This is a genomic window from Balneola sp. (assembly GCA_002694685.1).
Lineage (GTDB): Bacteria > Bacteroidota > Rhodothermia > Balneolales > Balneolaceae > Gracilimonas.
Genome location: NZMW01000012.1, coordinates 1 through 25746, shown reverse-complemented (window position 1 = coordinate 25746; position 25746 = coordinate 1). Strand labels below are relative to the sequence as shown.

General features: G+C 40.3%; 21 protein-coding genes, 1 tRNA gene and 1 pseudogene. 12 read left to right on the top strand and 11 right to left on the bottom strand.

Annotated elements, in window-relative coordinates; all coding sequences use genetic code 11:
* Window positions 1-255: 255 nt before the first annotated feature.
* A pseudogene (locus tag CL667_13285) lies at window positions 256-402 on the top strand (hypothetical protein).
* Between the two features lie 536 nt (window positions 403-938).
* On the opposite strand, the gene CL667_13280 reads toward CL667_13285, so the two are convergent.
* The 3 genes from CL667_13280 to CL667_13270 form a co-directional block, all read right to left on the bottom strand.
* Window positions 939-1013 (bottom strand) — tRNA-Asn (locus CL667_13280).
* Between the two features lie 96 nt (window positions 1014-1109).
* Window positions 1110-1844: a tRNA pseudouridine(38-40) synthase TruA gene (locus tag CL667_13275; protein MAL18671.1), complete on the bottom strand. Its 735-nt coding sequence runs from the start codon at window positions 1842-1844 to the stop codon at window positions 1110-1112.
* Window positions 1845-1882: 38 nt separating this feature from the next.
* Window positions 1883-2362: a hypothetical protein gene (locus CL667_13270; protein ID MAL18670.1), complete on the bottom strand. Its 480-nt coding sequence runs from the start codon at window positions 2360-2362 to the stop codon at window positions 1883-1885.
* A gap of 129 nt (window positions 2363-2491) precedes the next feature.
* Between CL667_13270 and CL667_13265 the strand changes: the two genes are divergently transcribed.
* Complete coding sequence (locus tag CL667_13265) at window positions 2492-4945, top strand: penicillin acylase family protein (protein ID MAL18669.1); 2454 nt, start codon at window positions 2492-2494, stop codon at window positions 4943-4945.
* A 180-nt stretch (window positions 4946-5125) separates the two neighbouring features.
* Here CL667_13265 and CL667_13260 read toward each other — a convergent pair whose 3' ends face one another.
* Complete coding sequence (locus tag CL667_13260; protein ID MAL18668.1) at window positions 5126-5434, bottom strand: GIY-YIG nuclease; 309 nt, start codon at window positions 5432-5434, stop codon at window positions 5126-5128.
* Window positions 5435-5803: 369 nt separating this feature from the next.
* Here CL667_13260 and CL667_13255 point away from each other — a divergent pair, with 369 nt between their 5' ends.
* Window positions 5804-8641, top strand: coding sequence for a peptidase M16 (locus CL667_13255; protein MAL18667.1), 2838 nt, complete (start codon window positions 5804-5806; stop codon window positions 8639-8641).
* 107 nt (window positions 8642-8748) lie between these two features.
* Here the strand turns inward: CL667_13255 and CL667_13250 are convergent, their stop codons facing one another.
* The gene (locus CL667_13250; protein MAL18666.1) at window positions 8749-9555 is read right to left on the bottom strand and encodes a peptidase M23; all 807 of its coding nucleotides are present in this window, start codon (window positions 9553-9555) and stop codon (window positions 8749-8751) included.
* A 57-nt stretch (window positions 9556-9612) separates the two neighbouring features.
* Between CL667_13250 and CL667_13245 the strand changes: the two genes are divergently transcribed.
* From CL667_13245 to CL667_13230, 4 genes are all read left to right on the top strand, one after another.
* Window positions 9613-10218 (top strand): RNA polymerase sigma-70 factor, encoded by a 606-nt coding sequence (locus tag CL667_13245; GenBank protein MAL18665.1) that lies wholly within the window; start codon window positions 9613-9615, stop codon window positions 10216-10218.
* Between the two features lie 1129 nt (window positions 10219-11347).
* The gene (locus CL667_13240) at window positions 11348-11548 is read left to right on the top strand and encodes a hypothetical protein (protein MAL18664.1); all 201 of its coding nucleotides are present in this window, start codon (window positions 11348-11350) and stop codon (window positions 11546-11548) included.
* Between the two features lie 81 nt (window positions 11549-11629).
* On the top strand, window positions 11630-12592 hold the full coding sequence (locus tag CL667_13235) for a hypothetical protein (GenBank protein ID MAL18663.1): 963 nt from the start codon (window positions 11630-11632) through the stop codon (window positions 12590-12592).
* Window positions 12589-15231, top strand: coding sequence for a hypothetical protein (locus CL667_13230; protein ID MAL18662.1), 2643 nt, complete (start codon window positions 12589-12591; stop codon window positions 15229-15231). Before CL667_13235 ends, CL667_13230 begins: the two co-directional genes overlap by 4 nt.
* Before the next feature lie 425 nt (window positions 15232-15656).
* Here the strand turns inward: CL667_13230 and CL667_13225 are convergent, their stop codons facing one another.
* Both CL667_13225 and CL667_13220 read right to left on the bottom strand, forming a co-directional pair.
* Window positions 15657-16037 carry a hypothetical protein gene (locus tag CL667_13225; protein ID MAL18661.1) on the bottom strand — a complete coding sequence of 127 codons (381 nt, stop codon included), beginning with the start codon at window positions 16035-16037 and terminating at the stop codon, window positions 15657-15659.
* 439 nt (window positions 16038-16476) lie between these two features.
* On the bottom strand, window positions 16477-17145 hold the full coding sequence (locus CL667_13220; GenBank protein MAL18660.1) for a hypothetical protein: 669 nt from the start codon (window positions 17143-17145) through the stop codon (window positions 16477-16479).
* A gap of 302 nt (window positions 17146-17447) precedes the next feature.
* Between CL667_13220 and CL667_13215 the strand changes: the two genes are divergently transcribed.
* The 5 genes from CL667_13215 (at window position 17448) to CL667_13195 (ending at window position 21613) form a co-directional block, all read left to right on the top strand.
* Window positions 17448-18227, top strand: coding sequence for a hypothetical protein (locus CL667_13215; protein ID MAL18659.1), 780 nt, complete (start codon window positions 17448-17450; stop codon window positions 18225-18227).
* Window positions 18228-18323: 96 nt separating this feature from the next.
* Entirely contained in the window at window positions 18324-18713 is a 390-nt protein-coding gene (locus CL667_13210) for a hypothetical protein (GenBank protein ID MAL18658.1), read from the top strand.
* A gap of 553 nt (window positions 18714-19266) precedes the next feature.
* The gene (locus CL667_13205) at window positions 19267-20103 is read left to right on the top strand and encodes a hypothetical protein (GenBank protein MAL18657.1); all 837 of its coding nucleotides are present in this window, start codon (window positions 19267-19269) and stop codon (window positions 20101-20103) included.
* A 389-nt stretch (window positions 20104-20492) separates the two neighbouring features.
* On the top strand, window positions 20493-21200 hold the full coding sequence (locus tag CL667_13200; protein MAL18656.1) for a hypothetical protein: 708 nt from the start codon (window positions 20493-20495) through the stop codon (window positions 21198-21200).
* A gap of 185 nt (window positions 21201-21385) precedes the next feature.
* Window positions 21386-21613, top strand: coding sequence for a hypothetical protein (locus CL667_13195; protein MAL18655.1), 228 nt, complete (start codon window positions 21386-21388; stop codon window positions 21611-21613).
* Window positions 21614-22424: 811 nt separating this feature from the next.
* Here CL667_13195 and CL667_13190 read toward each other — a convergent pair.
* The 4 genes from CL667_13190 to CL667_13175 all read right to left on the bottom strand — a co-directional run bounded on the left by CL667_13190 (window position 22425) and on the right by CL667_13175 (window position 25407).
* Window positions 22425-22850, bottom strand: a complete 426-nt coding sequence (locus CL667_13190; GenBank protein ID MAL18654.1) for a hypothetical protein — start codon at window positions 22848-22850, stop codon at window positions 22425-22427.
* Between the two features lie 398 nt (window positions 22851-23248).
* Window positions 23249-24136, bottom strand: coding sequence for a DNA methyltransferase (locus tag CL667_13185; GenBank protein ID MAL18653.1), 888 nt, complete (start codon window positions 24134-24136; stop codon window positions 23249-23251).
* A gap of 7 nt (window positions 24137-24143) precedes the next feature.
* Window positions 24144-24461, bottom strand: coding sequence for a hypothetical protein (locus CL667_13180; protein ID MAL18652.1), 318 nt, complete (start codon window positions 24459-24461; stop codon window positions 24144-24146).
* A gap of 58 nt (window positions 24462-24519) precedes the next feature.
* Complete coding sequence (locus CL667_13175) at window positions 24520-25407, bottom strand: hypothetical protein (GenBank protein ID MAL18651.1); 888 nt, start codon at window positions 25405-25407, stop codon at window positions 24520-24522.
* Window positions 25408-25746 lie beyond the last annotated feature (339 nt).

The window sequence follows — 25746 nt, the reverse complement described above, 5'->3', positions numbered from 1 at the left end:
GGAAATAGTCGTGGTGGAGGAAAGTTTCATAAGAAATCGGTTTTGACCATTCTTAAGAACCACACTTACTTGGGTAAGTATGAGTTTGAAGGGAAAGTATATGAAGGGAAGCATGAGCAAATTGTAGATCAGGAAGTTTTTGATCAGGTTCAGACAATCATAAGTCAAAACGCTGCAGAACCGAAATCTAACATAACAAGTGATACCCCTGCCGTTCTAACTGACCTTTGTACTTGTGGGTTCTGTGAAAGTGGGATGACCGTCTCCAGCACAACCAATCGACACGACAAGAAATACTATTACTACAAATGTGTCCAGAAAAATAACGAGGGTAAAACCAAAGACCACAATCCAAAAGACCTCCCGGTCCATACCCTTGATGAATTTGTATATAAAACCTTAGTCGTACTACTCGAAGAGCCGGAATTGCTCAAGGCAATGAAGAAGAGAATTAAGTATGAAGGGGAAGATCGAATCAAAGAGATCGAGAAAAGGATTAAGCAAATTCAGGACTTACTGAAGTCCAAAAAGAAAGATAAAGTCAATGCCCTTAAACTTGTCACAGATAACGCAGCCTCTTCCCTGAAAGAAACCTATGAGTCACAGCTTGAATCAATAGTGCTCGAAATTGAAGAAAAGGAAAATGAAATAGAATTCCTGAGCGAGCAATTAAAAACCCTGAAACAACAAAGTCCGATTTCAGCATCGGAATACAAAAAAGTGCTCAAAGGTTTTGTGAGCCTGTATGATTACAACGATGTCGATACCAAGCGTGATTTAACAAAAGTTTTGGTAAAAAATGTTGAGTCTCTAGTTAACCAGAAGACAAATGACGGAACTATCGAAGTTCAATATATAGCCGACAAGGCCCTTGAGATGGATTGGCTGGACATAAAAAAAGCGAACCCGAAAGGTCGGGTTCGCATGAAAGGAACGCTTGGCTCCCCGGGTAGGATTCGAACCTACGACCAATTGATTAACAGTCAACTGCTCTGCCACTGAGCTACCGAGGAATGTGTGTAGCTTTTGCTAACATCAATAAATAAAAAACCCTTCTTGAAGGGGCGACAAATATAAACACATTGTTAACCTACTTTCAACACTTTTCTTCAATTTTTATAGAAAACTTTCTGAAGCACTAATCCCTGAGCAGGAGCTGTAAAGGTAGGAATTTTTGAATCAGGGTTTTGCAGCACCTCCTTAAATTCTTCTATTGTAATCTTTCCTTGTGCTACGCGCACCATAGTGCCTGCTAAACGACGGACCATATTTCGTAAAAAGCGATTTGCCCGAACCTGATATTTTATAACCTCGCCTTCTTTTTTAAATCTGGAAAGCTGGATATCACAAAGAGTAGTATAGTTGTCTTTGTTGAATTTCGAAAAGCCTGCAAAATCAAATTCACCACTTAGCAATTCAGCACACCTTTCGAGTTTATCATACTCAAGGGGTTGATTCAGCTGCCATGAGTAGCGCTCTTTTAGCGGCATCCACCTCGTAACGATGGTATATTCATATTGACGACCGGTAGCATCAAATCGGGCATGAAAGTCATCAGATATGGCTTCTGCTTTTGTTATCTGTACTTCCTTTCCAACCAGCTTATTGGTTTTATGGAGCAATTCCCCAACATCGACTTCTTCAGGTAAATCGACATGAGCAACCTGTCCGGTAGCGTGTACTCCGGCATCCGTTCTACCCTGTCCTATTAAATCAATTTCAGACTGAAGAACCGTGGACATTGCCTTCTCAAGTTCTTCTTCAACAGTTCTGTCGGTGGGTTGAATTTGCCATCCGGAGAAATTGGTACCGTCAAATTCAATGGTAAGTTTATATCGGATCATTTATCAATATAAAAATCATACTTGTTCGCAAAAAACTATTACTCATTCTTTAGCAATCTGAAGATAATAGCCAGCTGACCAATGTGGTATGCGTTATGTTCCAGAACCAATAAAGCTTCTCTAAAGAGTGTTTGTCCATCTCCATGCGGTATTTCTTCTTGCAAATTGTTCTTCGGATCCAGAATGAAATTCATGAACTCATTACGTTCATCAAAAAACTGCTTTTTCAGGGATTCCCACTCCTCTTCACTTTCAGGAGCCTGCTCTACCGGCCAGTAATCTTCCGGCCATTGCTTTGGCTCGTATTCGGAGTTTCGGGAGAAATCAAGGATATCAAACTGAGCTACACGTAGGTGAAAGAACTGCTCATAAAATGAATAGGGCAAACCAGCCGGTCGGACACCCAAATCTTTAAACTCAATTTCATTTAGCAAATCCTCAACTTTAATAAAAGCTTGTCCGCCTTCCAGTTGATGTATCAGTTGTTCTCGTGTAACTCTTTCGGAGTGCTGTTCCATAATTTTCTTTTCTTATAATTCACCATCATAAACATAGCGAAGTTAAAATCATTCAATTCAAAATTTTGCAATTTATATGGCCTGCAGATTGTTTAATTTCCATCTCTAACACAAAACGACTCATTCTGCATGAATACCTTTTTTAAGCTGCTTCTCTTTCTAGTGATTTTGTTCGTTGGCTTCGCTGGCCTGGCCTTTTATTGGACCTTCTACAAACCTCTGCCAGATTATGAGGCTACCATCACTTTAAACGGAATTTCGGAAGATGTCGATATTAACTGGGATACATACGGAGTTCCCCATATTTATGCCTCTAATGAGCAGGATTTATATTACGCATTGGGTTATGTGCATGCACAAGATCGCCTGTGGCAAATGACTCTTACCCAAATTGCAGCTGAAGGTCGTTTTGCTGAATTTTTTGGGGATGATCCTGAACTTATCAATCTGGATAAATACCAACGCACGCTTGGCTTCTGGAAAATTGCTCAGCAGCTTATTGATACTCTTGGTCAGGAGGAACGGACGGTTTTAGCAGCTTACTCAAACGGAGTGAATGCCTATATTGCCAACAATGCCAATCGGTTACCGGTGCAATTTTCTTTAGCTGAAATCGAGCCCATCAAATGGACGCCCGCCCGTTCACTTGCCGTAAGCCGACTGATGGGATGGGAACTGAACATGGGTTGGTGGAGTGAAATCACCTACGGCTATCTCAAAGAAGTTTTGCCTCCCTCCCAATTTGATGATCTCCAGCTCCGATTTCCCGACACCGCTCCAACCTCACTTGATGATGCTGAATCCTTGGGATATTCCTCTGCGTTGATGCCCATGCTACAACAAGAAATTAAGAAGCGTGAGCTAATGGAAATGGAAGGAACCCATGTAGGAAGTAACGCCTGGGTTGTAGATGGTTCAAAAACAGAATCAGGATATCCCCTTTTAGCAGGAGATCCTCACCTCGGGCTTGATATGCCCGGCAAGTGGTACGAAGTGCATTTAAGCCTTAATGGGAAGAATGTATCCGGAGCTACATTGGCAGGTGTTCCTGCCGTCATTATTGGCCAAAATGATCACATGGCGTGGTCTTTCACAAGCATTATGAGCGACGATACTGACTTCTTTTTAGAGCAAGCAGATCCTTTGGATCGGGGCCGATATGTGGCCGACTCATTGAGTGATTCAACAGCTTCTTATGAGCAATTCACTACTATCAGGGAAATCATTAAAGTGAAAGATGCTGATGATCAATCCTTCGAAATTCGTTATACCAAACACGGCCCGGTTATTTCTGACATCTATCCTGTTCCAGAGCTTACAGAAGATAAACTCATATCCATGCAGTGGACTGGATTTGAGCAGACCAACGAGATGAGAACATTGTATAACATCAACTGGGCTGAGAATTTTCAGGATTTCAAGGATGCTCTCCCTACTTTCGGTGTGCCAGGTCTGAATTTTATGTATGGTGATGTGGAAGGAAACATCGCAATGTATTCAGTGGCTAAGCTTCCTATCCGAACCGGAGACCCCATCACCCTAAGAAGAGGCTGGGATCCGTCACAAGACTGGCAGGGTTTCATTCCCCACACAGAAATGCCTCGCCTGATTAACCCTGATGATGGATGGATCGCAAACGCGAATAATAAAATCACCACTGATAATTATCCGTATTACATCGCGACATTCTTGGAGCCGCCATCAAGGATCGAACGAATTGAAGAAATACTAACGGCTAACCCTACCCTTGGCACTGAAGAATTTCAGGAGCTGCAGAACGATTCTTATTCAGCTTTTGCGGCAAAAATGACCCCAAAAATTCTAAGCATTATCAGAAATCAGGATGCCTATAATTTTGAGCTTCCCATATCATATCTGGAAAACTGGAACTATGAGTATGACCTTAAGTCAACGGCCGCTTCTATTTTTGATGTATTCTTCCTAAAGTTCTCTGAGAATACCCTCCAAGATGACTTTGGTGATGTGGCGTATTCAAATTTCATTCACCACGAGAATATTCCAGTTCGGACATTGACTTCCCTCATCGATTCCGAAAGCACTTTATTCGATAATGTGATAACCGACTCTGTTGAGACTAAAGAAGATATGGTGGTTAAAAGCATGCAAGATGCTATTCTCTTTTTGAGTGATTCGCTTGGAAGTGAGCCTTTTGAATGGAGATGGGAGCAGTTACATACCATCTCTTTCGAGCCTCCACTTTTCTCCCGGGCTGCAAACGCCCCTGATGCACCCAATGCTCTGAAAATGATTGTCGAAAATATTCTAAGCAAAGGCCCTTATAAAGTCCCCAGCCACGGAATGAGTGTAAACAATGGACAGTACCGCTGGAATAATGCGTTTGAAATGGTGCTTGGGCCATCCATTCGTCGTATTTCAGATTTATCTGATATGAGCAGAAGTAAAAGTATTCTCCCAACGGGGCAGTCTGGCAATCCTCTTTCAGATTACTACGGCGACCAAACAGAGATGTGGCTTAACGGTCAATACCGATGGCTCTATCAGGACTCTACTTTATTTGAAGATGCTGAAATTCGCACTACGAAATTGGTGCCCGGGGAGTGATTGTTTGTATGCTGAGAAGGTAGTTCTTTCCTCTGCGGGTAAAGGCATTATAGGCTCTATGTTAGAACCAGATTCCCGCCTCCGCGGGAATGACATCTGTTGTTATTATTTATTTCGATCTCCACTAAGTCATCCCTGCGAAGGCAGGGGTCTGGATGTGTTTTTAAGCTCAAAGTAATTTTAAAAATGAAACCTACCCGGAGGCAAAATATCATCCCAAAGATCTTTCAGCTCCGGATTACTTTTTCTTATCAAGTTTAACTTCCAGTCTCTTTTCCACTTCTTAATTTGTTTTTCCCTCGTTATGGCCTGATACATATTTTGATGCTCCTCATAGTACACGAGATAGTAAACACGGAATTGTGAAGTAAACTGAGAACCTTCACCCTGTTTATGTTGATAGACCCGATTGATTAAATCGCTGGTCACACCGGTGTACAGCACGGTTCTCTTGCTGTTTGACAATATGTAAACGTATCCTGTTTTCATTACGGGTAAGAGGCTTTGGAAATGACTTCCTTACAATAATATTTTTAACCTATAGTAAATCCAGATTCCCGCCTGCGCGGGAATGACATAATGATCGGCTTCGTATAGATTCTATATTTGGATTGTCATCCCTGCGAAGGCAAGGATCTGGATGTGTTTTTAAGCTTGAAGTATTTTTAGAAACAAAATCTATCAGACAGGCAAAACAACCCTCCAAAGCTCTTTATGAGATTGAATAATTAGATACACTTGATTCAAAGCTGTTGTGTCTTAAATTAATTTCTACTCACCTCACGAAACAAGAATATTTACAAAACCGTACCTGCCCCGAGGTTATATTCCTTTCCAAACATTTTAAAAACTACCTCCATGAAATCACGCTTTTTCTATCTGCTTTCTGCATTCGTATTGTCTTCATTCATCCTCACATCTTGTTCACAAAAAGAAACTGAATTTTCCGTTGATTACGAGAAATTCACTCTTGATAATGGACTCGAAGTCATTTTTCACAAAGATGATTCAGACCCAGTAACCGCTGTTGCACTTACATTTCACGTGGGTTCTGCCCGTGAGATTGAAGGCCGAACAGGTTTTGCTCACCTATTTGAGCACCTCTTATTCCTTGAATCAGAAAATCTCGGGAAAGGCGGATTGGATAAAATGAGCAGCCGAATTGGAGGTTCCGGAGCAAACGGTTCTACAAGCCGTGATCGCACTAACTACTTCCAGACGGTACCCAAAGATGCTCTCGAAAAAATGATCTGGGCTGAAGCGGATAAACTGGGTTATTTCATCAATACGGTAACTGAAGCAGTTCTTGCCAAAGAAAAGCAGGTGGTTAAAAATGAGAAGCGTCAAGGTGTTGATAATCAGCCTTATGGTCACGCCAGTTACGTGGTTGACAAAAATATGTATCCTCAAGGTCATCCTTACAATTGGCAGGTAATTGGTTCTTTGGAAGATTTACAGAACGCAACTCTTCAGGACGTGAAGGATTTCTACAACCGCTGGTATGTGCCGAACAATGCTACTTTGGTTATTGCAGGTGACTTCGACTCAGAGCAAGCCAAAGAATGGATCTACAAATATTTTGATGAAATTCCTCGTGGGGAAGAAATCGAACCTCTTCCCGATATGCCGGTTACTCTTTCCACTACCAAGAAAAAGTACTACGAAGATAACTTTGCCCGACTACCTGAACTCCGCATGGTTTGGCCCGGTGTCGATCTTTATCATGAAGATTCGTATGCCCTCGACATTCTAACCCAACTGCTTGCTGACGGTAAAAAAGCACCTCTGTATAAAGTATTGGTTGAGGAGCAGGAATTGACCTCAAATGTATTTATGCGAAATGGAAATTCTGAACTGGCTGGTGAAATTTCCTTCATCACCAGAGCGTATCCAAATACCAACCTTAACGATGTGGCCGGAGCTGTAAATGAGGCTTTTTTACGTTTTGAAGAGGAAGGTTTTACTCAATCTGATTTAGACCGCATCAAAGCAGGAATCGAGACAAATTTTTATAACGGACTTTCCAGCGTACTTGGAAAAGCTTTTCAGTTAGCTCAATACAATATCTTTGCAGATGATCCGGGATACATCAACAAAGACATCCAGAAAACGCTGGCAGTTACCAAAGAAGATGTGATGCGGGTGTATGAGAAATATATCAAAGACGAAAACTTCGTAGCCACGAGTTTCGTGCCTCAGGGAGATGCAGAACTTGCCCTTGAAGGTTCTGAAATGGCGAATGTGGTGGAAGAAGAGATTGTCCAAAATGCTGAAGGAGAATCATTTACCCTTCCCGAAGAAACCACTTACGAAAAAACTCCTTCTAGTTTTGACCGTTCGGTAGAACCTCCATATGGAGAAAGCCCCGATTTAAAAGTCCCACAGGTTTGGGAGACCGAACTCGCCAATGGATTAGATATCTATGGAATCGAGAACTACGAGTTGCCACTGGTTGAATTTGAGATCTCCATCAAAGGTGGATTGATGCTTGAAAGCACGGACAAAACCGGCGTCTCTAATCTCCTTGCAGAACTTTTAACTAAAGGAACCGCAAATAAAACTCCGGAAGAGCTGGAAGAAGCCATCGATGAGTTGGGAGCTTCTATAAGGGTTAATTCGGGCAGACAGAGTATCACCATTCGCGGTAACTCTTTGGCTAGAAATTATGAGAAAACCATCAAGCTTGTGGAAGAAATCCTGCTTGAGCCCCGATGGGACGAACGTGAATTTGAACTTGCCAAACAAAGCATTCTAAGCCAAATAGCTCAGCAAAGCGCAAATCCTAACAGCATCGCTTCTAACACCTACAACAAATTGCTTTATGGGGATGATCACATTCTTTCCTTCAATACAATAGGAACTACCAACAGCATCGAAGTCATCACCCTTGAGGATTTAAAAGCGTACTACGAAAATAACCTCTCTCCTTCTGTAGCTGATATGCATGTAGTGGGAGCTATTGACCAGGGTGAAGTTGTCGCTTCTTTAGAGGCCATCAGCGGAAGATGGGAAGCCACTGAAGTAAATATCCCTGAATTTGAGACTCCTGAACAGCCTTCCGAATCACAAGTCTATTTCTATGATGTGCCTGACGCCAAGCAATCTGTATTACGATTCGGGTACCTTGCCATGCCGGAAACCGATCCTGATTTCTACCCTGCAACGGTTATGAACTACAAGCTTGGTGGTGGTGGATTTGCATCCCGATTTACACAAGAATTGCGTGAAGGCAAAGGCTATACCTACGGAATCGGCTCCGGTTTCTCAGGCTCTGATATTGCCGGATCCTTTACCATATCCAGTGGTGTGAGAACTAACGTGACGTATGAGTCAGCGGCTTTGGTTAAAGAAATCCTGGAAGAATATCCTAGTACATTCACTAATGAAGACCTTGAAAACACTAAGAGTTTCTTGCTCAAAAGTAACGCCCGTCGGTTTGAGACCTTAGGTTCAAAACTGAATTTACTCGAAAATATCAGCTCTTACGGATGGTCTCCTGATTACATCAAACAAAGAGAAGAAGTCGTCAAGAATATTACGCAGGAAAGAATTCAGGAACTTGCCCGAACGTATGCCAATCCCGATAGAATGATTTGGCTGGTAGTTGGTGATGCCAAAACACAAATGGATCGGCTGGAGCAGTTAGGTTTCGGTAAGCCCATTTTGGTGAATGAAGACTTTAAAGAAGGGAATTAGATTATTAGATGTGAGATGTGAGACTATAGATGTAAGAGGTAACGCTTGAGATTAGAGAGCATCTTTAATCTTTAATCTCAAATCTTTCATCTATTATCTCACATCTACTAATATCCGATATAACTCTGACCTTCTTGCAGTTCCATGATACCGTCTTTGGTGGTAAACTTAACCGGGATGGATAAAAAGCCTCCGCCTCTTTTTGTTTTCTTCACCACAAAGTGTAGATGAGGACCGGTTGCATACCCCGTAGCGCCGGAGTAGCCAATAAGTTGCCCCATGCGGACTTCCTGTCCTAAGCTTACCTGAACGCCCCTGTGTTTAAGATGAGTATAGTCTGCAAAAGTGCCGTCATCATGCAAAATGGTTATGAAATTGGCGTACTCCATCATTTCTTCCGATGGTCCGCCCTGATTGTGTTTTTCCTCCATCATCACAACGGTGCCTCCTCTTGCTGCATAGATTTCAGTTCCGGTAGGCATGTTAAAATCCAGCGAATGCCGTAAATCACCCTGATGTGAAAATGCCCCGCCAAAGCCCTGATCTATTTTATAGGTTTCTCCTTTCGGGAATGGCAACTGATAGGCAAAAGAGTCTTTATGTTTCGCAAAAATACTCCCCATATAAAACCGATACATGCTGCGCATATTCCAGCCTTTCTCAATATCCGTAAAGGTAAGATCAAGCATTTTTTTATTCTGATTTGCAGGCAGGTAGTCAATAACCGGCAACTTTCTGCTTGGCTTCAGGTGCTCTAATTCCAGGTTAAGTTCTACCGTAACCGGAAAGAGGTTTGAGTTTTTAGCATGCAGCTCAATATAATCCTCCTTCTCAACCCGATACATTTCTACTGAGCCCTCGTCCTGAATCAACAGACCTAAAAGAAAAACTATTATCAACAAAAATGACTTCATACAGATTTCTTATTCTGTCTTATATTGTTACAATTCCGCCTGAACAAACTCCAAACTATGGACTTTCCCATTATTCAACTTTTGCTGTTTTTAGGCGCTTCGCTTGAAGGTGAGTCTAACGATACCCAGCTTTATTTAAAAATAAAAAAAGGGGATCAAAAAGCATTCAAGACTTTTTTTGAAACGCATCATGAAGAGTTGTTTCGATTTCTGACCCGCAAAGGAGTTGCAAAACAAGCAGCCGAAGACCTCATTCAGAAAGCTTTTATCTACATTTGGGAAAACCGATCCGGTATTGAAGAGCATAAATCTTTGAGGGCTTATCTGTTCCGGATTGCCTATACCCGAATGCTAAACCTCTTCAGGGATACTGAGAAGTTTGACCAGAATAAAAGCATTCCCGATTTGCAGTCAGTCGACTCTGCCAACCAGCCAGATCAGGATATCCATCAGCGGGAGCTGAACAGGACGATTGAACAAGCAATATCTTCGATGCCGGAAAAAAGGCAGCAGGTATTCCGCTTATGTTTCATTCAGGAATTCACCTACAAAGAAGCTGCAGAATTTATGGAAGTATCAGCTAAGACTATTGAGAACCACATGAGCCTTGCACTCAAAGATCTTCGAAAATCCCTTTCAGAAGCCGCTGAGGAGTATTTATAAATGAAATTAAAAAACTTCACTTTTCCATTAGGGGAACTTCCCACTTAATGTGTAATACTAGTGAACACATAATTAACACAACACCATTATGAAATCACTAATCAACAGAACAAACGGATCTTTATTCTTGATAGCCTGTGTGGCCGGCTTACTTTCGGCCTGTACCCTCGGCGATGTTTCGGACGAAATTAATAATCAGGAACTATCAGCAGAAGAAATTGAGGCAGCAAGTCAGATTCTCGGAAATTCTCTTTCTGACGATAATGACGGTATTTTCTCCAGCCTTAATGATGCCCTCTCTACCATTTCTTCATCTGGTTTTGAAGATGATGATCGCCAGAAAATGCACGATGATGATGACCGGCGTGGTGATCACAGAAGAAACGACTATTCGGGCCGTGGCGGGGAACGTAACTATCAGTACGAATACGACCCACAAACGGGTACTCATACCCTCAGTTTTGATCGGGAAGTAATGAACGAAAACTTCGAGAAAACCATGTCGGCCGTACTTACCTATATTTTCACAAATATGGATGGAGACTTTATTGCCGCTCCCCGCATCAATTCTGAAAGGATTGAGAATATTGATTTCACTTCTTCTAAATCCGGTTCGGTAATGAGCCGATTCAGAGATTCCGAATTCAGCCGCTCCGACACCTTCTCAATTACCGGTGTAAGCGACGCCTCTACCTTCCTGACTATCGACGGAAACCATTATGGAAACGGAACCTTCAGCGGTGTAACCCGTGATGGCGATACTTTTGAGCGCTCCTTCGTTAACGTAATCAACTTCCTCGATATCGTGATCAATAAAGACACCGTAGCTGCCTATGGAAATCTTTCCCAGGGCGTGACCGGCACCCTTACTTACGACCTCAATATCTTCCGAACCAATAACGGCGAAGAAACAGGGAAAAACGTAAGCGGTACTATCGAAATGGAAGGAGACGGAACAGCTTTGCTGCGTTTCAAAAACATCAACCGATTATTCAAAGTTAATCTGAGATCAGGATTTGTTACAGATGATGAAGATGAACTTGAGTCAGCCGTTGCTTCTGTAGACACACTCAATCAAACCGTAACACTAAGAAATGACATTGTAGTAGTGATTACAGACCGTACAGAAATTGAAGGCGACGATGGCCTCGAAACCCTGGAAGATGTACTCCGAGCTTTAGAAAACAATTTCACCGTGAAAGCTGAAGTTGAAGGATATCGAAACCCTCAAAACCCTTCTGAATTTATTGCTGACGAAATCGAATTTGAGATGGAAGGAGATGATGATGATGACGACGACGATGATGATGATGATGATGATGACGACTAATACTTAGCTAACCCAATAACTCAAACATAACCGGGTAGGTTCTGAACCGACCTTCCCGGCTTTCTTTCTTCATAAATAAAAATGGCCGACAACAACAACATATCACCAGCTAACAACGATACTGAGCTCGCCCGGCTTATTGGTGAAAGTCTGCCTGACCTCTCCAAGTTAGACCAAACTCAGGACCCGCTCCTTCCCCATTTATTCAGCTACAAAGAAACAGTCACTTCGCAAACAGTTTCTATTAACTCAGAAGCTCTTTGGGACTCCATTTCTGGCGAAATGAACAACCCTGCTGAAAAAGCCCGAGTCCTTCAGTTGTCTCCTGCAGTAAAACGCTATTTGATGGCCGCAGCTGTGCTTATTATTGCGTTGGTCGGAAGCTTTATGTATCAAAGTTACTTATCACCAGTTCTGATCGGTGAAAGTTTTGCTTCTGCTGAAGTTATTGAACTACAAGATGGCTCCACCGTCACGCTTCGTCCCTATTCAAAGCTTTTTGAAATTGATAACACGAATGCCTCTGCCATGTATAAACTGGAAGGCGAAGGATATTTTGAAGTCACACCTAATCCTGACCGGATATTCTCAGTCCAAACTGTAATGGCTGAAGTTCAGGTTTTGGGGACTAAATTTGTTTTAAGTGACTGGGGAAGTACTTCCTCCGTCTACCTTCAGGAAGGACGTATTCGCTACACGGCTTTATCCTCTAATCAGGCCATTGAGCTCGAGCCCGGGGAGTCTTCTTCCGTCACAGAAAATGTACAGTCACCACAGATACAATCAGTAAACGAAGACGTATTCACAGACTGGCTGAATAATGAACTGGTTTTCAGAAATGAATCGGTAGAACAGGTATTTAGTGAACTTGAGCAGCATTACAATATTCAGATTCAAACAGCACCTGAAGTTGCCGGAGAATTTCTAAGCGGAACTATTGGACTGGATAGCCTTTCTACTGTTCTTCGTGACCTTGAGCTTGTTTTGGGTGGTACTTTTACACAAACAGGACCAAATTCTTATGTATTCAACCCGGGTGAATGATGCTTATAAATAAGCTGACATCATTGCTTTGTCTACTCTTCATTCTGTTTTCAACGGAAGCAACAGTTGCGCAATTTACTTTTGAAAATAGCCCTGCACTTGATGTAATTAATACTCTTGAAAAGGAAACCGGCTACCGCTTTTTATATCGCGAATCCCAGCTTGCCGATATCTCACTTTCCTTTTCTGCACAAGAATCTACTTTTATTGATTCCCTGACTGAAAACTTATTCCCCTACAACATTTCTGTAGAATCCGACTCCACACGGAAACAAATTGTTCTTTTTAAAAGGGAAAAAGCATCCAGCCAAACCCTTTCTATCTCCGGGCAGGTAGTGGATGCAGAAACCGGAGAACGACTTCCTTTTGCTACTGTTTTCTGGGAAGAGAATGGGGAGAAACGTGGGGTCGCTACCAATGCCTCCGGGGTTTTTAGCATCAGGAATTCCTTTCCCTCTAAGCCATTAACCCTGAATTGTTCTTACTTGGGGTATGAAAGCAGAGGCATTGAACTAGATCCTCGGGAAGGAAATTCCTACAAAGATTTGACGATTCGACTCAACTCTACAAATGTCCAAACCAGCGATATTGTGATTACCGGTTTTACCTACCCGGCTGGCTCGGATAGTATTTATCGAAACTTTGTGAATGCAGGAGTTTTGAATCCACTGGGTGAAAACAACACGATTAAGGCTTTGCAGAGCCTTCCATCTGTATCTAACAAAACAGCACTCAATAACGGTATCAATGTTCGCGGAGCTTCAGCTGATGCCACTCACGTTCTCCTCGATGGAATTACCATTTATAACCAAAGTCACCTTTTTGGCCTGCTCGATAGTTTTAATCCCAATGCCCTGCAAACCTCAGGTTTCTTCTATGATGTTACGCCAGCCCAATTTCAGTCTTCTCTTGGCGGAACACTTTCTATGCTAACTAAAACAGGATCTTTAAACCGTTTTTCTTCGTCAGCAGGCATCAGTAACACGGCTTTCAATGCTACGCTTCAAGGACCAATTATTCCGGGTAAAAGCAGCTGGCTGCTTTCCGGCCGGACTTCCTACATGAACTCCCTGAACTGGTTTCAAAATGACGACCTCATTGCTTTTGGGCTGAACATAGACCGACCCAGTGAACTCTCAGGCGATGGACTCAGTAATCTGGAATCCCGATTGGTTTTTCCCGGCGAGTACGATGCCAGTTTCTATGACTTACATTCCAAATTATATTTCGAATTTGAAAACGGGAGTCGCTTAATTGCCGGAGCCTATCTTGGCGCAGATGATGTATCCCAAAATTCAGAGCGGCTTGTAAGACGGTTCACTCCTAATAATTCCGGACAGCGATTTGGTCGTGAAGAGCAACAGACCCGCAACAATTGGGGGAATGTTAGTACCAGCCTTACTTACAAATCTCCTCTTTCAAACAACCTTTATAGCAGTTCACTGGCAGCCATCAGTATTTATGATTCGGAGTTTCGAAAAGACGACTTTGTGTACAACCGTATCGAGCCTGACGCCGGACGTATTGAAGTGTTTACCTATCCCCTTCAAAACGAAAGTATTTTTAATGAGGTGAAGCTGGATCAGTCTTTTGACCTGGTGTTGCCAACAACACAATGGACCTTCGGCGCTTCCTATCAATATTTTTTGGGAGAGTATTTTGAACAGTCTTTTGACCGTCCCGGATTCTTCACTTCTTTTGAATCTGGCCTGACCGATTTTTATGCACAGCTTGATTACACCCAACTCGCACTTGTAGATCTCCACCTGGGCTCCCGGCTTCACTATTACACCAACGGCGATTATCTGTATTATTCACCACGGGTAAAGCTTAGATTTTTGAGCGATCAACAGGTTTCTTTTTCAGCGGGATATAGCCGGAATTACCAGTTTACGCATCGGCTTTCTTTCTATAACGTCAGTAGTCCTGATGTCTGGATTATTTCTTCTGATGAACAGCCTCCCACTCAGTCCGATTACTTTATAGCCGGTACCTATTTCAAGCTTTTTGATCATGCTCTTTTTCAGGTTGAAGGCTATCATAAGTCGTTGGAATATGCCCGCCTGTTCGACTTCAATGCCCAAACGCTGACCAACAGTTTTAATGCTCCACCCTGGTTCTACAACAATAATGGCATAGCAAAAGGACTTGAGTTTCTGCTTCGTCACCAATTTGAAAAACTATCAATAACCAACTCTTACACCCTCTCTGAGGTCACTTTCAAGAATCCTGATTTACTTCAGGGCGAATCATTTTATGCGGATTGGGACCGAACCCATAGCTTTAATTCTTCCCTGGAATACCGCATCATTCCTAACCTGAAAACTTTTCTGAACCTTACCCTTTCATCCGGCTCCCCAAACCGACTCTATTTCCTTGGGGTTGAAGAACAGCAGCGATTGGATAGCTACCAGCGTGTTGATGTCGGTGTGGAATATGAGACTGAATTTGAGGGCATGGAAATGGAATTCAATTTCTCCATCTTCAATTTGTTTGATCAGCAGAATACCTGGTACCGGGAACTTAATCTCGTAATCGACACTTCGGCCCCTGTTTCCCAGCGGAGACTTACTTCCCAGGCAGTCAACGTCTATGATTTAGGAATCCAGCCTTCTTTCAATATTAATATTAGGTTTTAGGTGTTAGGGGCAAGGTGTTAGGTTTTGGTGGTTTTAGAGTCATCCTTGTAGAAGTTAGATAATTCGATGACACTATTTAGTTAACTCATCTTAGTAATTCTGAGTGATTACATATTTTTCCTTTAGGAGCTCAACAAGCTTTCGACCTCTTCTGTCTTCTCCTTCAACAAGGAGAAGGACTCTTTGATAAGGTGTCTATTCTTTAACTCGACATTTAACCTTTTAATAGGCTAAGACAAGTCTCTCCTTGAGAAGCAGTCCCGATTCTCGGGAAGAGAGGTCGGAGTATAGGACTTGAAATAGTTATCAACTGACAATGAATGTTAACCCAAGAATAGAGAACGTTCAAAAGTAATATCCAGCAAAATGTTCAATTTCACTCAGATCGATAACTAAGCTCCCCACTAAAACCTAACACCTTACCCCTAGACAATAGCTTCCGCCTCAATTTCCACCAACAATTCCCGATGGATAAGCTTCGAAACCTCCACCAGCGTAGCGGCCGGTTTAATGTCCCCGAAGAACTCCTGATGAGCTTTTGCGAATTCTTCCCATCGATCGATATCCGTAATAAAAGCTCGTGTCCGAACCATATCCTCCAGCGAAGCACCGGCCTTTTTCAGTGCCTTTTCAATATTAAGGATGCATTGTTTGGTTTGAAGGTAGATATCATCCTTCCCTACTACTTCCCCGTTTTCATCAATCCCGGTAGTCCCTGATACAAAAATCTGATTCCCAACTTTTACCGCCCGGCTGTATCCAACTTTATCTTCCCACTCCGCCCCGGAGGATATGTTTTTGCGCATGGTTTTTCTCTAATGTGATATGAATGAATTGCTTCAAGTTCTCTAATTATGGAAAACCTGGCAAATTATAAAAGCAGTCATCGCGAGGAGGAGTAAAAGCTAAATTAGGTTTCTACATTTTATTCGACGAAGCGATCTCCTTAAACTACTTCAGATACCTTTTCAGCGAGATTGCCGCGTCGGCTTATCCCCCAACCCTACTTTTGATTTTCTGGCTCCTCGCAATGACTGGTTTTGAACTTAAATAGCCTTTTTTAAACAAAAAAAGCCATCACACTCTTTCGAATATGATGGCTTAAAATAAGTATTGTGGAGGTGCGGGGATTCACGATTCATCCTCGCTATATGGTCCTAAAAGCCTTATTTAAACTTTTTGAGTCACGGTTTTTCATGTTTTTTCACACTTTTTCATAGCATTCGTCTTGTTTTCGTCTTGTTTTTATGGCTTCAATTCGTTTATCCAATCGACTAAATCTTGATACTTCCATCTCTTACTACCGCCTATTATCACAGGATCAATTATCTCGCCTTTTGATAATTTATTCTGATAGGTTCCTTTGCTCATTTTTAAATATTCAGCCATCTCATCAGCAGTAAGTAAATCATTTTGAGAATAAACTGGTTTTGTTTTTTTAAATTTACTTCTTTCAAACAATATGTGTCTAATTCGAGGATCAGTGGGAGAAGTACTAATTAGGCTTTCAATATAAGTGCCTTTTACCTTACAGCCCTGAATAACAATGTCTGAGCTTCCAGTCATATAAAAAGCATAGATCAATCTACCCATATCAGAAACAAATATATTTTTTAGCATTCCTGAGTCTTCTAAAATCAGATCCTGAAATTCGTACCCCTTCTCTAATTCTATATATATTGCGGTTGGCACTTTAATTTTCCTACTAAATACAAAGTGCCCATGTCTGTCAAAAAATCCTGATAGCTCTTTCTCATCAACTATTTGGGAACCTGATGGATTTTCGCCCCACAATTTATTGTTCTCAGCTAACTCAACATTTATATCAACCTTTTCCGGGAATTTTATATGAAGAAGAAACACACTATCTACGTGATCGCGTATTGAAATTATATGTTTTGCTTGATATATCATTTTTAGAAGTTTATATGTTAACTGCCTTCATAACTCCTCAAAATCAACGACTCTGATTTTTCGAGATCTTCATTGCTGCGAATAGTGATTTCGAGATCCCCGGTTCCGTAATGCCCAAATTTCTGACATCTCAGGTAAAACCATCTTCTAAATGTATCTCTTCGGGATTTAATTTCAATGAATGTTAAATTAGGAAATCATTATTCCCGGTTTTCTGCACATTTGCTAACATTTTATTTGATATTGTTACCGACAAATTTGATTATTTTTTTTATAAAACGAGCCATAAAATTGCAATTGTAATGAACATTGAGTTAAAGCAACACAGTCGTATACAAGGTGAACTTTATTCTCCCCAAATGGAATATGTGTATTCAGGTATCAATACCACCGAAATTATCAACTCACCATATTATAAATTTAATAAGAATAAAGCTGGTTACGACAGCTTCTCAAAAAATATCAATATTTATGATGAGCATGGAAATTTTCATTACTCACGGAAAATCCCAGCAAAAAGTGTCATCGAATTCCTGATACCTACAAATTATTGCCTTAAGAATGTACTATATGATCATGAGCGCATTGATTTTCTGTTATTATACAGTACAAAATCAGATAAATTAAGGTATATATTCTATGTCAAGGAAAATATGCAGGTAGAAATCAAAGCTGTTTGCCTAAAAGATGTATACGAAATACTACAAAATATTAAAATAGCAGATATTGGTTCCACTTTACGAAAAAAGATTGAAGGTAGTGTGGTTATTAAACTAGCTGGTAAAAAAGAACGATTACGGAAAAATTTTGGAAATTTTATTCGCGCAATCGAGAAAGGTGAAATAAATACGATAACTGACTTTGAGACTGAGCTCAAGAAAATCTCAAAGCATTATACTCTTACAAAACGTTCAAAGACTTATTTGTTTAAACAAAAAACAAATAAAATAAATAACACTAAATACTGGACCTACAATCAAAGTAGTATGTGTTCTGAGATCGCATATGCATTTAGCAGAATGTATCGAGATACAGTTACTGACTCTACGGTAAAAAAATACTGGAATCATATAAAAACTTAGTTTGGGACAGTTTTTTAACTGAAATCCCAGTCCCACATTATAGTTTCCTTACCATCTCCTCACAGTAAAATGAAAATCTCTTTAAAAAGGAGGAAAATGGACAAATCCATAAAAAAAATAACTTATAAATCCCAAACAAAAGTATTCACTCACCATAAAGATCCCGAAATAGCAGATCAACACCTAGCGACTATAACTGTCACACATGGCAAGGATAATCCAGAATATCATTACGACATTATTGAAATGCTTCATAATGATTTAAAGGAAAAATACCCTGATCAAGTACAGTCTATAGATCTTGAATCCCATAATGAGGAGGAGCTTTATTTCAAATCTGAGCACATCATGGTTGTAGAGCGAGATGAAAAAGTTGAGCACATCTACTTGGATGGAAGATATACCGGAAATGAGCAGGAACTCGAAAACAAGCGATTTACTGCGGCATTAGAGGAATATTGCTGCTCAGAAGATAAGATGGCTTAAACATAAATATTAACCTGAAAACCCCTGGTAAGCGCGCTATTGGGGGCTTTTCTAAATTAATCTAAAATAGGCTTGACTTCTGCTTTTTTTAAGAATAGTATTAAATATAACAATCAAAAATTACGAAACTATGAAAGAAACAAACAACAGGTCGTGAGATTCCTACCCATCTAATTTTGGAACTTCAGATCTACTCAAAAAACAAACAGTCATTAACCCTAACGACTTAAGAGCTTACCTAAACCATTTATATGATTTCCGGTATAACATTATCAAGGGATATACCGAGATCAGGGTGAATGGAGGCTGACACCAACTTGATGACCGGCGCTTCAACAGCATTCATCAAAAACATAAAAAGGACGGCGGGAAAACCACAGAAGCTAATTTAAGAAGTCTGCTTAATTCGGACTTTGTAAATGAATTTGATCCCTTCCAAAATTACTTTGATGATCTCCCCTCTAATGATCACGCCAGCGATTACATTACCGAACTGGCAAATCAAGTCTCCACTACCGACCAAAACTATTGGCAGCTATGCCTCAAAAAGTGACTGGTAGCAACGGTCGCTTGTGCATTAGAACGGCGCACTGTTAATCATACCGTCCTAATCCTGAAAGGTAAACAGGGGTGTGGAAAATCGACATTCCTTGGTAACCTAATGCCAAAGCTATTGCAAGACTATTACTATGGGGGAAGCTTGGACCCAAAGAATAAAGATACCATAGTACATTTGGCGGAATGCCTCATTATCAACCTGGATGAGCTAGAAGCGCTGACCAAGTTCAAGGAAGCTGCGTTAAAGGAGATTATTACAAAAACGGATATCAACGTCCGTCGTCCATATGACAAATTTCCTCAGAACCTTACACGTCGTGCTTCCTTTGTAGGTAGTGTTAATATTGATCAGATCCTTAGTGACTCGACAGGCTCCCGGCGGTTTTTAATTCACGAAGTCGTTTCCATGAATTATCAACACCATGTTGATATGGATAAGGTCTGGAAACAAGCCTATGACTTATATCAATCTGGGTTTACCTATTACTTCGATCAAAAAGAGATTGATCAAATTAACGAGCGTAACAGCTCCTTTGAAATTATAAAACCAGAAGAGGAGCTCCTATGGAAAACATTCCGACCCTATAAAAAAGGTCATGGAGGAGTAATTAAGAAGACGGCCACCGAAATTTTAAAAGCAATTAACGATGACCGTCTTCCAGGTAATTCCCGGGGTGAGGCCATTAAGCTGGGGCTTGCATTGGCAAAGTTTGGCTTTGAATACGTGAAGATTAAAAACGTAAAGTATTATCTACTTCGTAGACCTACTTATCATGAGAATCTTCAATCCAGTTATAGTGATATAGACATCGAACAGGACCGAGATGAATAGTTTAAGGGATAGATGAAGGGAGTTGGGTGGGTACTTTATGAGCGTACTACCCACCCTCAAAATCATACTCAATTACACCCTTAAGGAGGTTTTTACTCCTTGGGTGGGTAGTTATGTATCTACTTTACTAAAAAAAATATATAGTAATAATAGAATAGTTTGACTCCATACAACCTACAACTACCCCCCCCTTTTTTTAACAAATAAATCAACACTGAAAAATCATGAAAATACATCCATTATTTAATACCCAAGTTAGTTTCCTGCCTAAGTACTGAGAACCACCCCAATCAATACCACTGTATGATTGGGTTCAAGAATGCAAGAAGGGAGAGCAGTTCGGGCAACTGGTCACCGAATACCGCCGTTCTGGTGATGACTCGAAAAAGATGCTCCTACCGCAGCTATGTGCGGGGGCTGTATTACAAGGAGGGCACGCCAAAGAGCATATTGTAAGTAAAACAGGTTGGCTTATGTTCGATATCGACGACGACCATAACCCTTCTATTTCTGATTGGCCAGATGTGAGGGAATTTGTCGCACAGATTCCCCACGTAGCTTTTTCCGGACTATCTGTTTCCGGTAATGGCGTTTGGGGTCTTATTCATATTGCCCAGCCGGATAAGCAAAAAGAGCACTTCGAGCAGCTGAAGGCAGATTTCCAAGACTGTGGAATTATACTGGATACTACCAAAGGAAAAAACCCAAATGATAAACGGGCCTACTCCTATGACCCGGATGCGTACATTGCGGAAGAGTTTCAGGTATATGACCGGCTCCCTGAGTCGCGTATCGTTTTCAAAAAGTCACCTCCTCCTTCTTCAGCAAGTAAAACCAGAAAGCAGGTAGAAGAGAAACTATGCCAGATTGAACGCTACAGCATTCCTTTGGCTCCAGATTACCCAACCTACCGAGACATAGGCTTTGCTATAGCTTCTGAGTTCGGGGAGGCCGGAAGGGATTATTTTCATCGGGCGGTTAAACACCATCATAAGTATGATAAGAACCATGCCGACCATCAATATACCAAATGCTTAACGCCTGGTCCTATAGGTATTGGCACCTTTTTTCACATTTGCAAACAACATAACATCTAAACACAACCATTATGACATACAAAAACACGAAAGCAACTCGACTTATTAACCAGCATGGTGAGAAAACCATACGAGATATCTGATATATCTTAGGCCACCAAAAAACCGCTGAGTATTTTAACACAACAATCCCGGTAATTCGGGGCATTGTAGAACGTAAAGGCTGAAAGCGCCCCATTGAATTCATGCCTATCCTACAAAAAGCCATTGATAGCGGGAAGCGGGAACCTGAGGAGTTTACCCACATTGATTTCTCTGGAGACTTTACAAGAAAACTGATTAATACCCTGAATGGCGAACATAACTGTATTCAACTCAGGCCAGAAAACATCATCGAACTTGCCTTAAACATTCAACAAGAACTTAATAAACAAACAATCACTAAACTAAAGGAGAATAACTCATGCAAATAAGCATCGTAAAATTTAAAGTAACCAATAACCGTTGATTACAGCGGCCTTATCAATATCGAGAATTAAACACCCCAGACTATCTGGGAGTTTTCTGCTCACTCTCACCTCAACTTGTAGGACCTATGGGCCAACAAATATCCTTGTCCCCCTATTTTAGTTGGTACCTAGTAATTGACAGAGAACATGATGAATACAATGACGGCGAATATCTACAATCCAGGCTACCGCTAGTTACTAAATGAGATCTAACCAGGTGTGTAGACTTAATAAATGAAGCTCATTTCAACGGTAACGCCGTGGATGGTGTCATTCACAGTAAAAGGAAAGCCAGGAGAAATATCATAGCCGCTAATGCTAACATTGATGGCATTGGAGATATTGTAATGATCAATAAAGTTCACCTTTACTCCTACCGAATTTCTGAAAGGTTGAAAGAGGGGCTAAAGATTCATGGTGACACATCAATGGGCTGATGTTATGCTCATGACGCTGAAGACTTTATGCTCGAGTTCCTGCATATATAATAAATAAGTCCCCAAAGATGGGGGCTTACTTTCTTTATTATGGAATACCTTACCTGCTCAGAAACAATCAATCACCTTTTTTATGCTTATGTTTCTTCAGTGAGGGTGTATTTCCAGGTGTTTTTTTATTGTCACGCTGACGCCTGTCGGGTTTACCGGTAGACTTAGCTTTTCTTTTTGGTCCGGGTTTGATTCCCATATGAGCCTCCTTTATTACGTTATTTGTTCTACAATTGAAAACGAATTAAAGTCTCTACTTAATATCCATGAATGGACTTAATATCTTGTTATTCGTCTTCTCCTAGAAAATATATCCTGCTTCTAATAGGAACTCCATGTGCTTTATAATGATCACCTTTTACAAACATCCATTCCTCCTCCCTGAGATCTGCTAGTGTAAGCGAAACAAACAAACCAAATATTTGTCCAGCTTTCTGTTGAATCTCTTCTTCAGAGAACCCTTCCATTAAGGATGAACACTCTTTGTATATAGGCATCAATGGTGTTTCTTCCCATTTAAATTTACTTCCCAGCCACCCTGATGGCTGTACTTTTTCTGTACGATTCGCAACCTTATCAAATTGGTCGTTTACCCACTGGATTATCTCTCCTTCCTCCTCTACTGAAATACCCGATGTGTAATACTCCCAATCGGATTGTAAAGGTTTGGGTATTGCAGGTACCCCTATATTCTTTATGGGATCTGATAGCATATATACTATTTTTATTACAGTTTAAATCCTGCTACAATATTAATACTAAGACGCTTTTCGACTGCCTGGCTATTATTGGAGACATTTTTTCATTAAACCTGATTTGGTAAATTCCAAAACGCAGGAAACATTATGTAGCTCCCCTTCTCCCTCTACAGTTATTTTATATCATTGTTTAGCAATTTCTCATTTGTTTAGACTGTGTAATAAGGGACTATATCTCTAACACACCTAAAAATCACCACATACTCATGTCGTATTGAGTTGTTCTACTACTCAGTTTCCATTTATACCGTACAACGCTGGCTAGGCTCAGGTGTTAAGACCATTCAGCGGTTCACGGATTTGCTGAATAAGGATATTAGCAAGCAAGTTGGAAGGTACTTAGATAAATAACATTAGGAATTTGGGAAACTAAGTATTCTATCAGCTGGTACATGAAGTGGGGTTTCTATGTCTGGCACATTTAACTGATCAGAAAAAAAGAATATTTCTGAACCTTTATATTTTTTTTGAACACTATAACCTAGTTTATAAATGATATACGGATGTTTTTTGTAGAATTTTTTTATTGAAGGGTGATAGTCATACGATACGATCCATGGATAATTCAATTTATCTACAGTTTTTGCAACTGATTTATGGTCTTCATGCTCATAAAAGTTATCGTAAAGACCTTGCCCTTTGACATAATAAGGTGGATCTAAGTAGGTAAAAAGTTTAGAATCCGGACAGATTTTTTCAATTCCAGACAGTAGTATTTCAGCATCTTGATTGTAAAGACTTATTCTACTTCTAAAGCGTCCAATCTTTTGAATTCGATCAATCAAGTTTTCTTTGTTAAATCGTGCATCTAATTTCCATTTACCTGATTGGTGTTTCCCCCCTATGGCACCAGCTTTAAGAATCCCTGATCTATTAGTTCGATTTAAAAAGAAAGTTGCAAAGCCTAATTTTAATAAATCATCCGGTTCATTTTTTAGAATTATTTTCTGGGTTTTCCATACTTCAATGGTTATATCTGTATCCATTATTAATCTACATAAATCCTCCGTGTAATTTAGTACTGAATACCAGAATGAATAGATGGGAAGGCTTAAATCATTTATATGAATTTGACTAGCAAATTCTTCAAACAATAACTCGAGAGCTACACTTGCCCCACCTGCATAGGGCTCAATATAATCGCAGCCTAATAAGTTATTATCTTTTAAGATTAACTTAACATAATCTGCTAACCTTGATTTTCCACCTGGGTATCTAAGAGGAGAATAATAGATCGACATTAGTTAATTACTCAGACCAAATTGTTATTATTAGTGGCTCAAGTCGATCCCAAGTAGCTAATAATTCCGATGGCTTTGGAATATGATTATGAGAATGAACATAACTATGTAAGGTATCAAATGAAATTAATGAATCTACATTATTAGCTTCGACTCTTATTGGTTTTATATCAGCAGAATCCATTAAGCCTTCCTTATCGATATGATCAACCAAAAATAAAACTCGTTTATGGATAGATCTTTTTTGTTTGTCAGTAAGATTCGATTCTAATCCATTTCTCTTAATATAATGGTCAATGCTCCATTCCATGAACACCCTCATCATGACACCAGTTACATTATTAAAAGGTTCAACGTGTAAACTTTGTAGTTCTAGATATACATCATTGATTTTTTTTTTCGGAAATGTGAAGAGAAGTTTCTTTAGGTATTAAAGAATCGCGCGATAACGAGGGTTTTGTTTTCTTTTTGTTCTTTTTCTTTTTTTTATCATTCGTTTCTTCTTCCCCTTCTCCAGGGTCCTGCCCTAACTTACGTGTTGATCCTGATTTAGATTGATCTGGAAGTTGGCCCTTATCAAAATCTCCAATGTATTTTAATCGATCTTCTTTTACCTTAACATCTGAAACAGTGGTAGTACCTTTTGCCAATTCAGTTATAATTTTTTCCCAGGGTTTTAAAACTTCATCATCAGGCAATCTAGTGTAGACGATTCCTTTTCTCACATCAATACCGGTAAATGTTCGTATATCGGGATCTCTTACAAGTCTTTCTAAGGTAGTAATCGGGAAGGAAGATTTGATAGAGGATTTGATATTATCACGCAAATTTCCTTTGTCAAGCACAAAATTTAGCAAGTCTAAATGGGGCGTAGCTTCACCTCTTCGTTTATCATATCGAGCACCAGCCTCTCCATCCCACTCAACAAGGCCGGCACCACCAGATTCACCCCTATGCCTTAGTTTTATCCAAGGATCAGCCTCTTCCCGAGTATCAGCCTGGACTGTCCAGATGGTTTCAATAGGTTCTTTTAGATATTTTTTCGATAGATCTTTTAATTTCTTGAAATTCCGATTACTAATAGCTCCTTTTACTAGATTTGGTGTTTCAAGTCCGCGAAGGGCGGTTAAACGCCTGTTACCATCTAATACACTATAACGATCTGCTTCATCCTTTGCCTCAATAATAATTGGCAAATCAGATAAATTGATACCATGACTAATTATATGGTCGGCAAGAACAATAATCTTTTTCTCTTGCAATGATGCCATTAGCCTTATTGCATTTCTTTGGGAGTCTTGTACTTCAGGTAGCCTTGGGTTTTCTTGGTCGACTAACAGTTTTGAGACTAATACTTCTCTTCTTTTCATTTAGTAAAACCCGAAAATTATGTTAACACTTAAGTGACATATATTACAAACTATTAGGATGATATATAATGATTATTGCATTAATAAAAAAGCTAAGCTCAGTAATTTTCCTACTTAGCCTCTTTAAAAGACCTTTATTCCGACTGCTCTTGAACTCTCTTTAACTGACTTTTCCAGTTATCCATCAGCATAAGTTGCAATGTATCTAACGCAGATGTTTGTACTTCTACTTCCAAATTA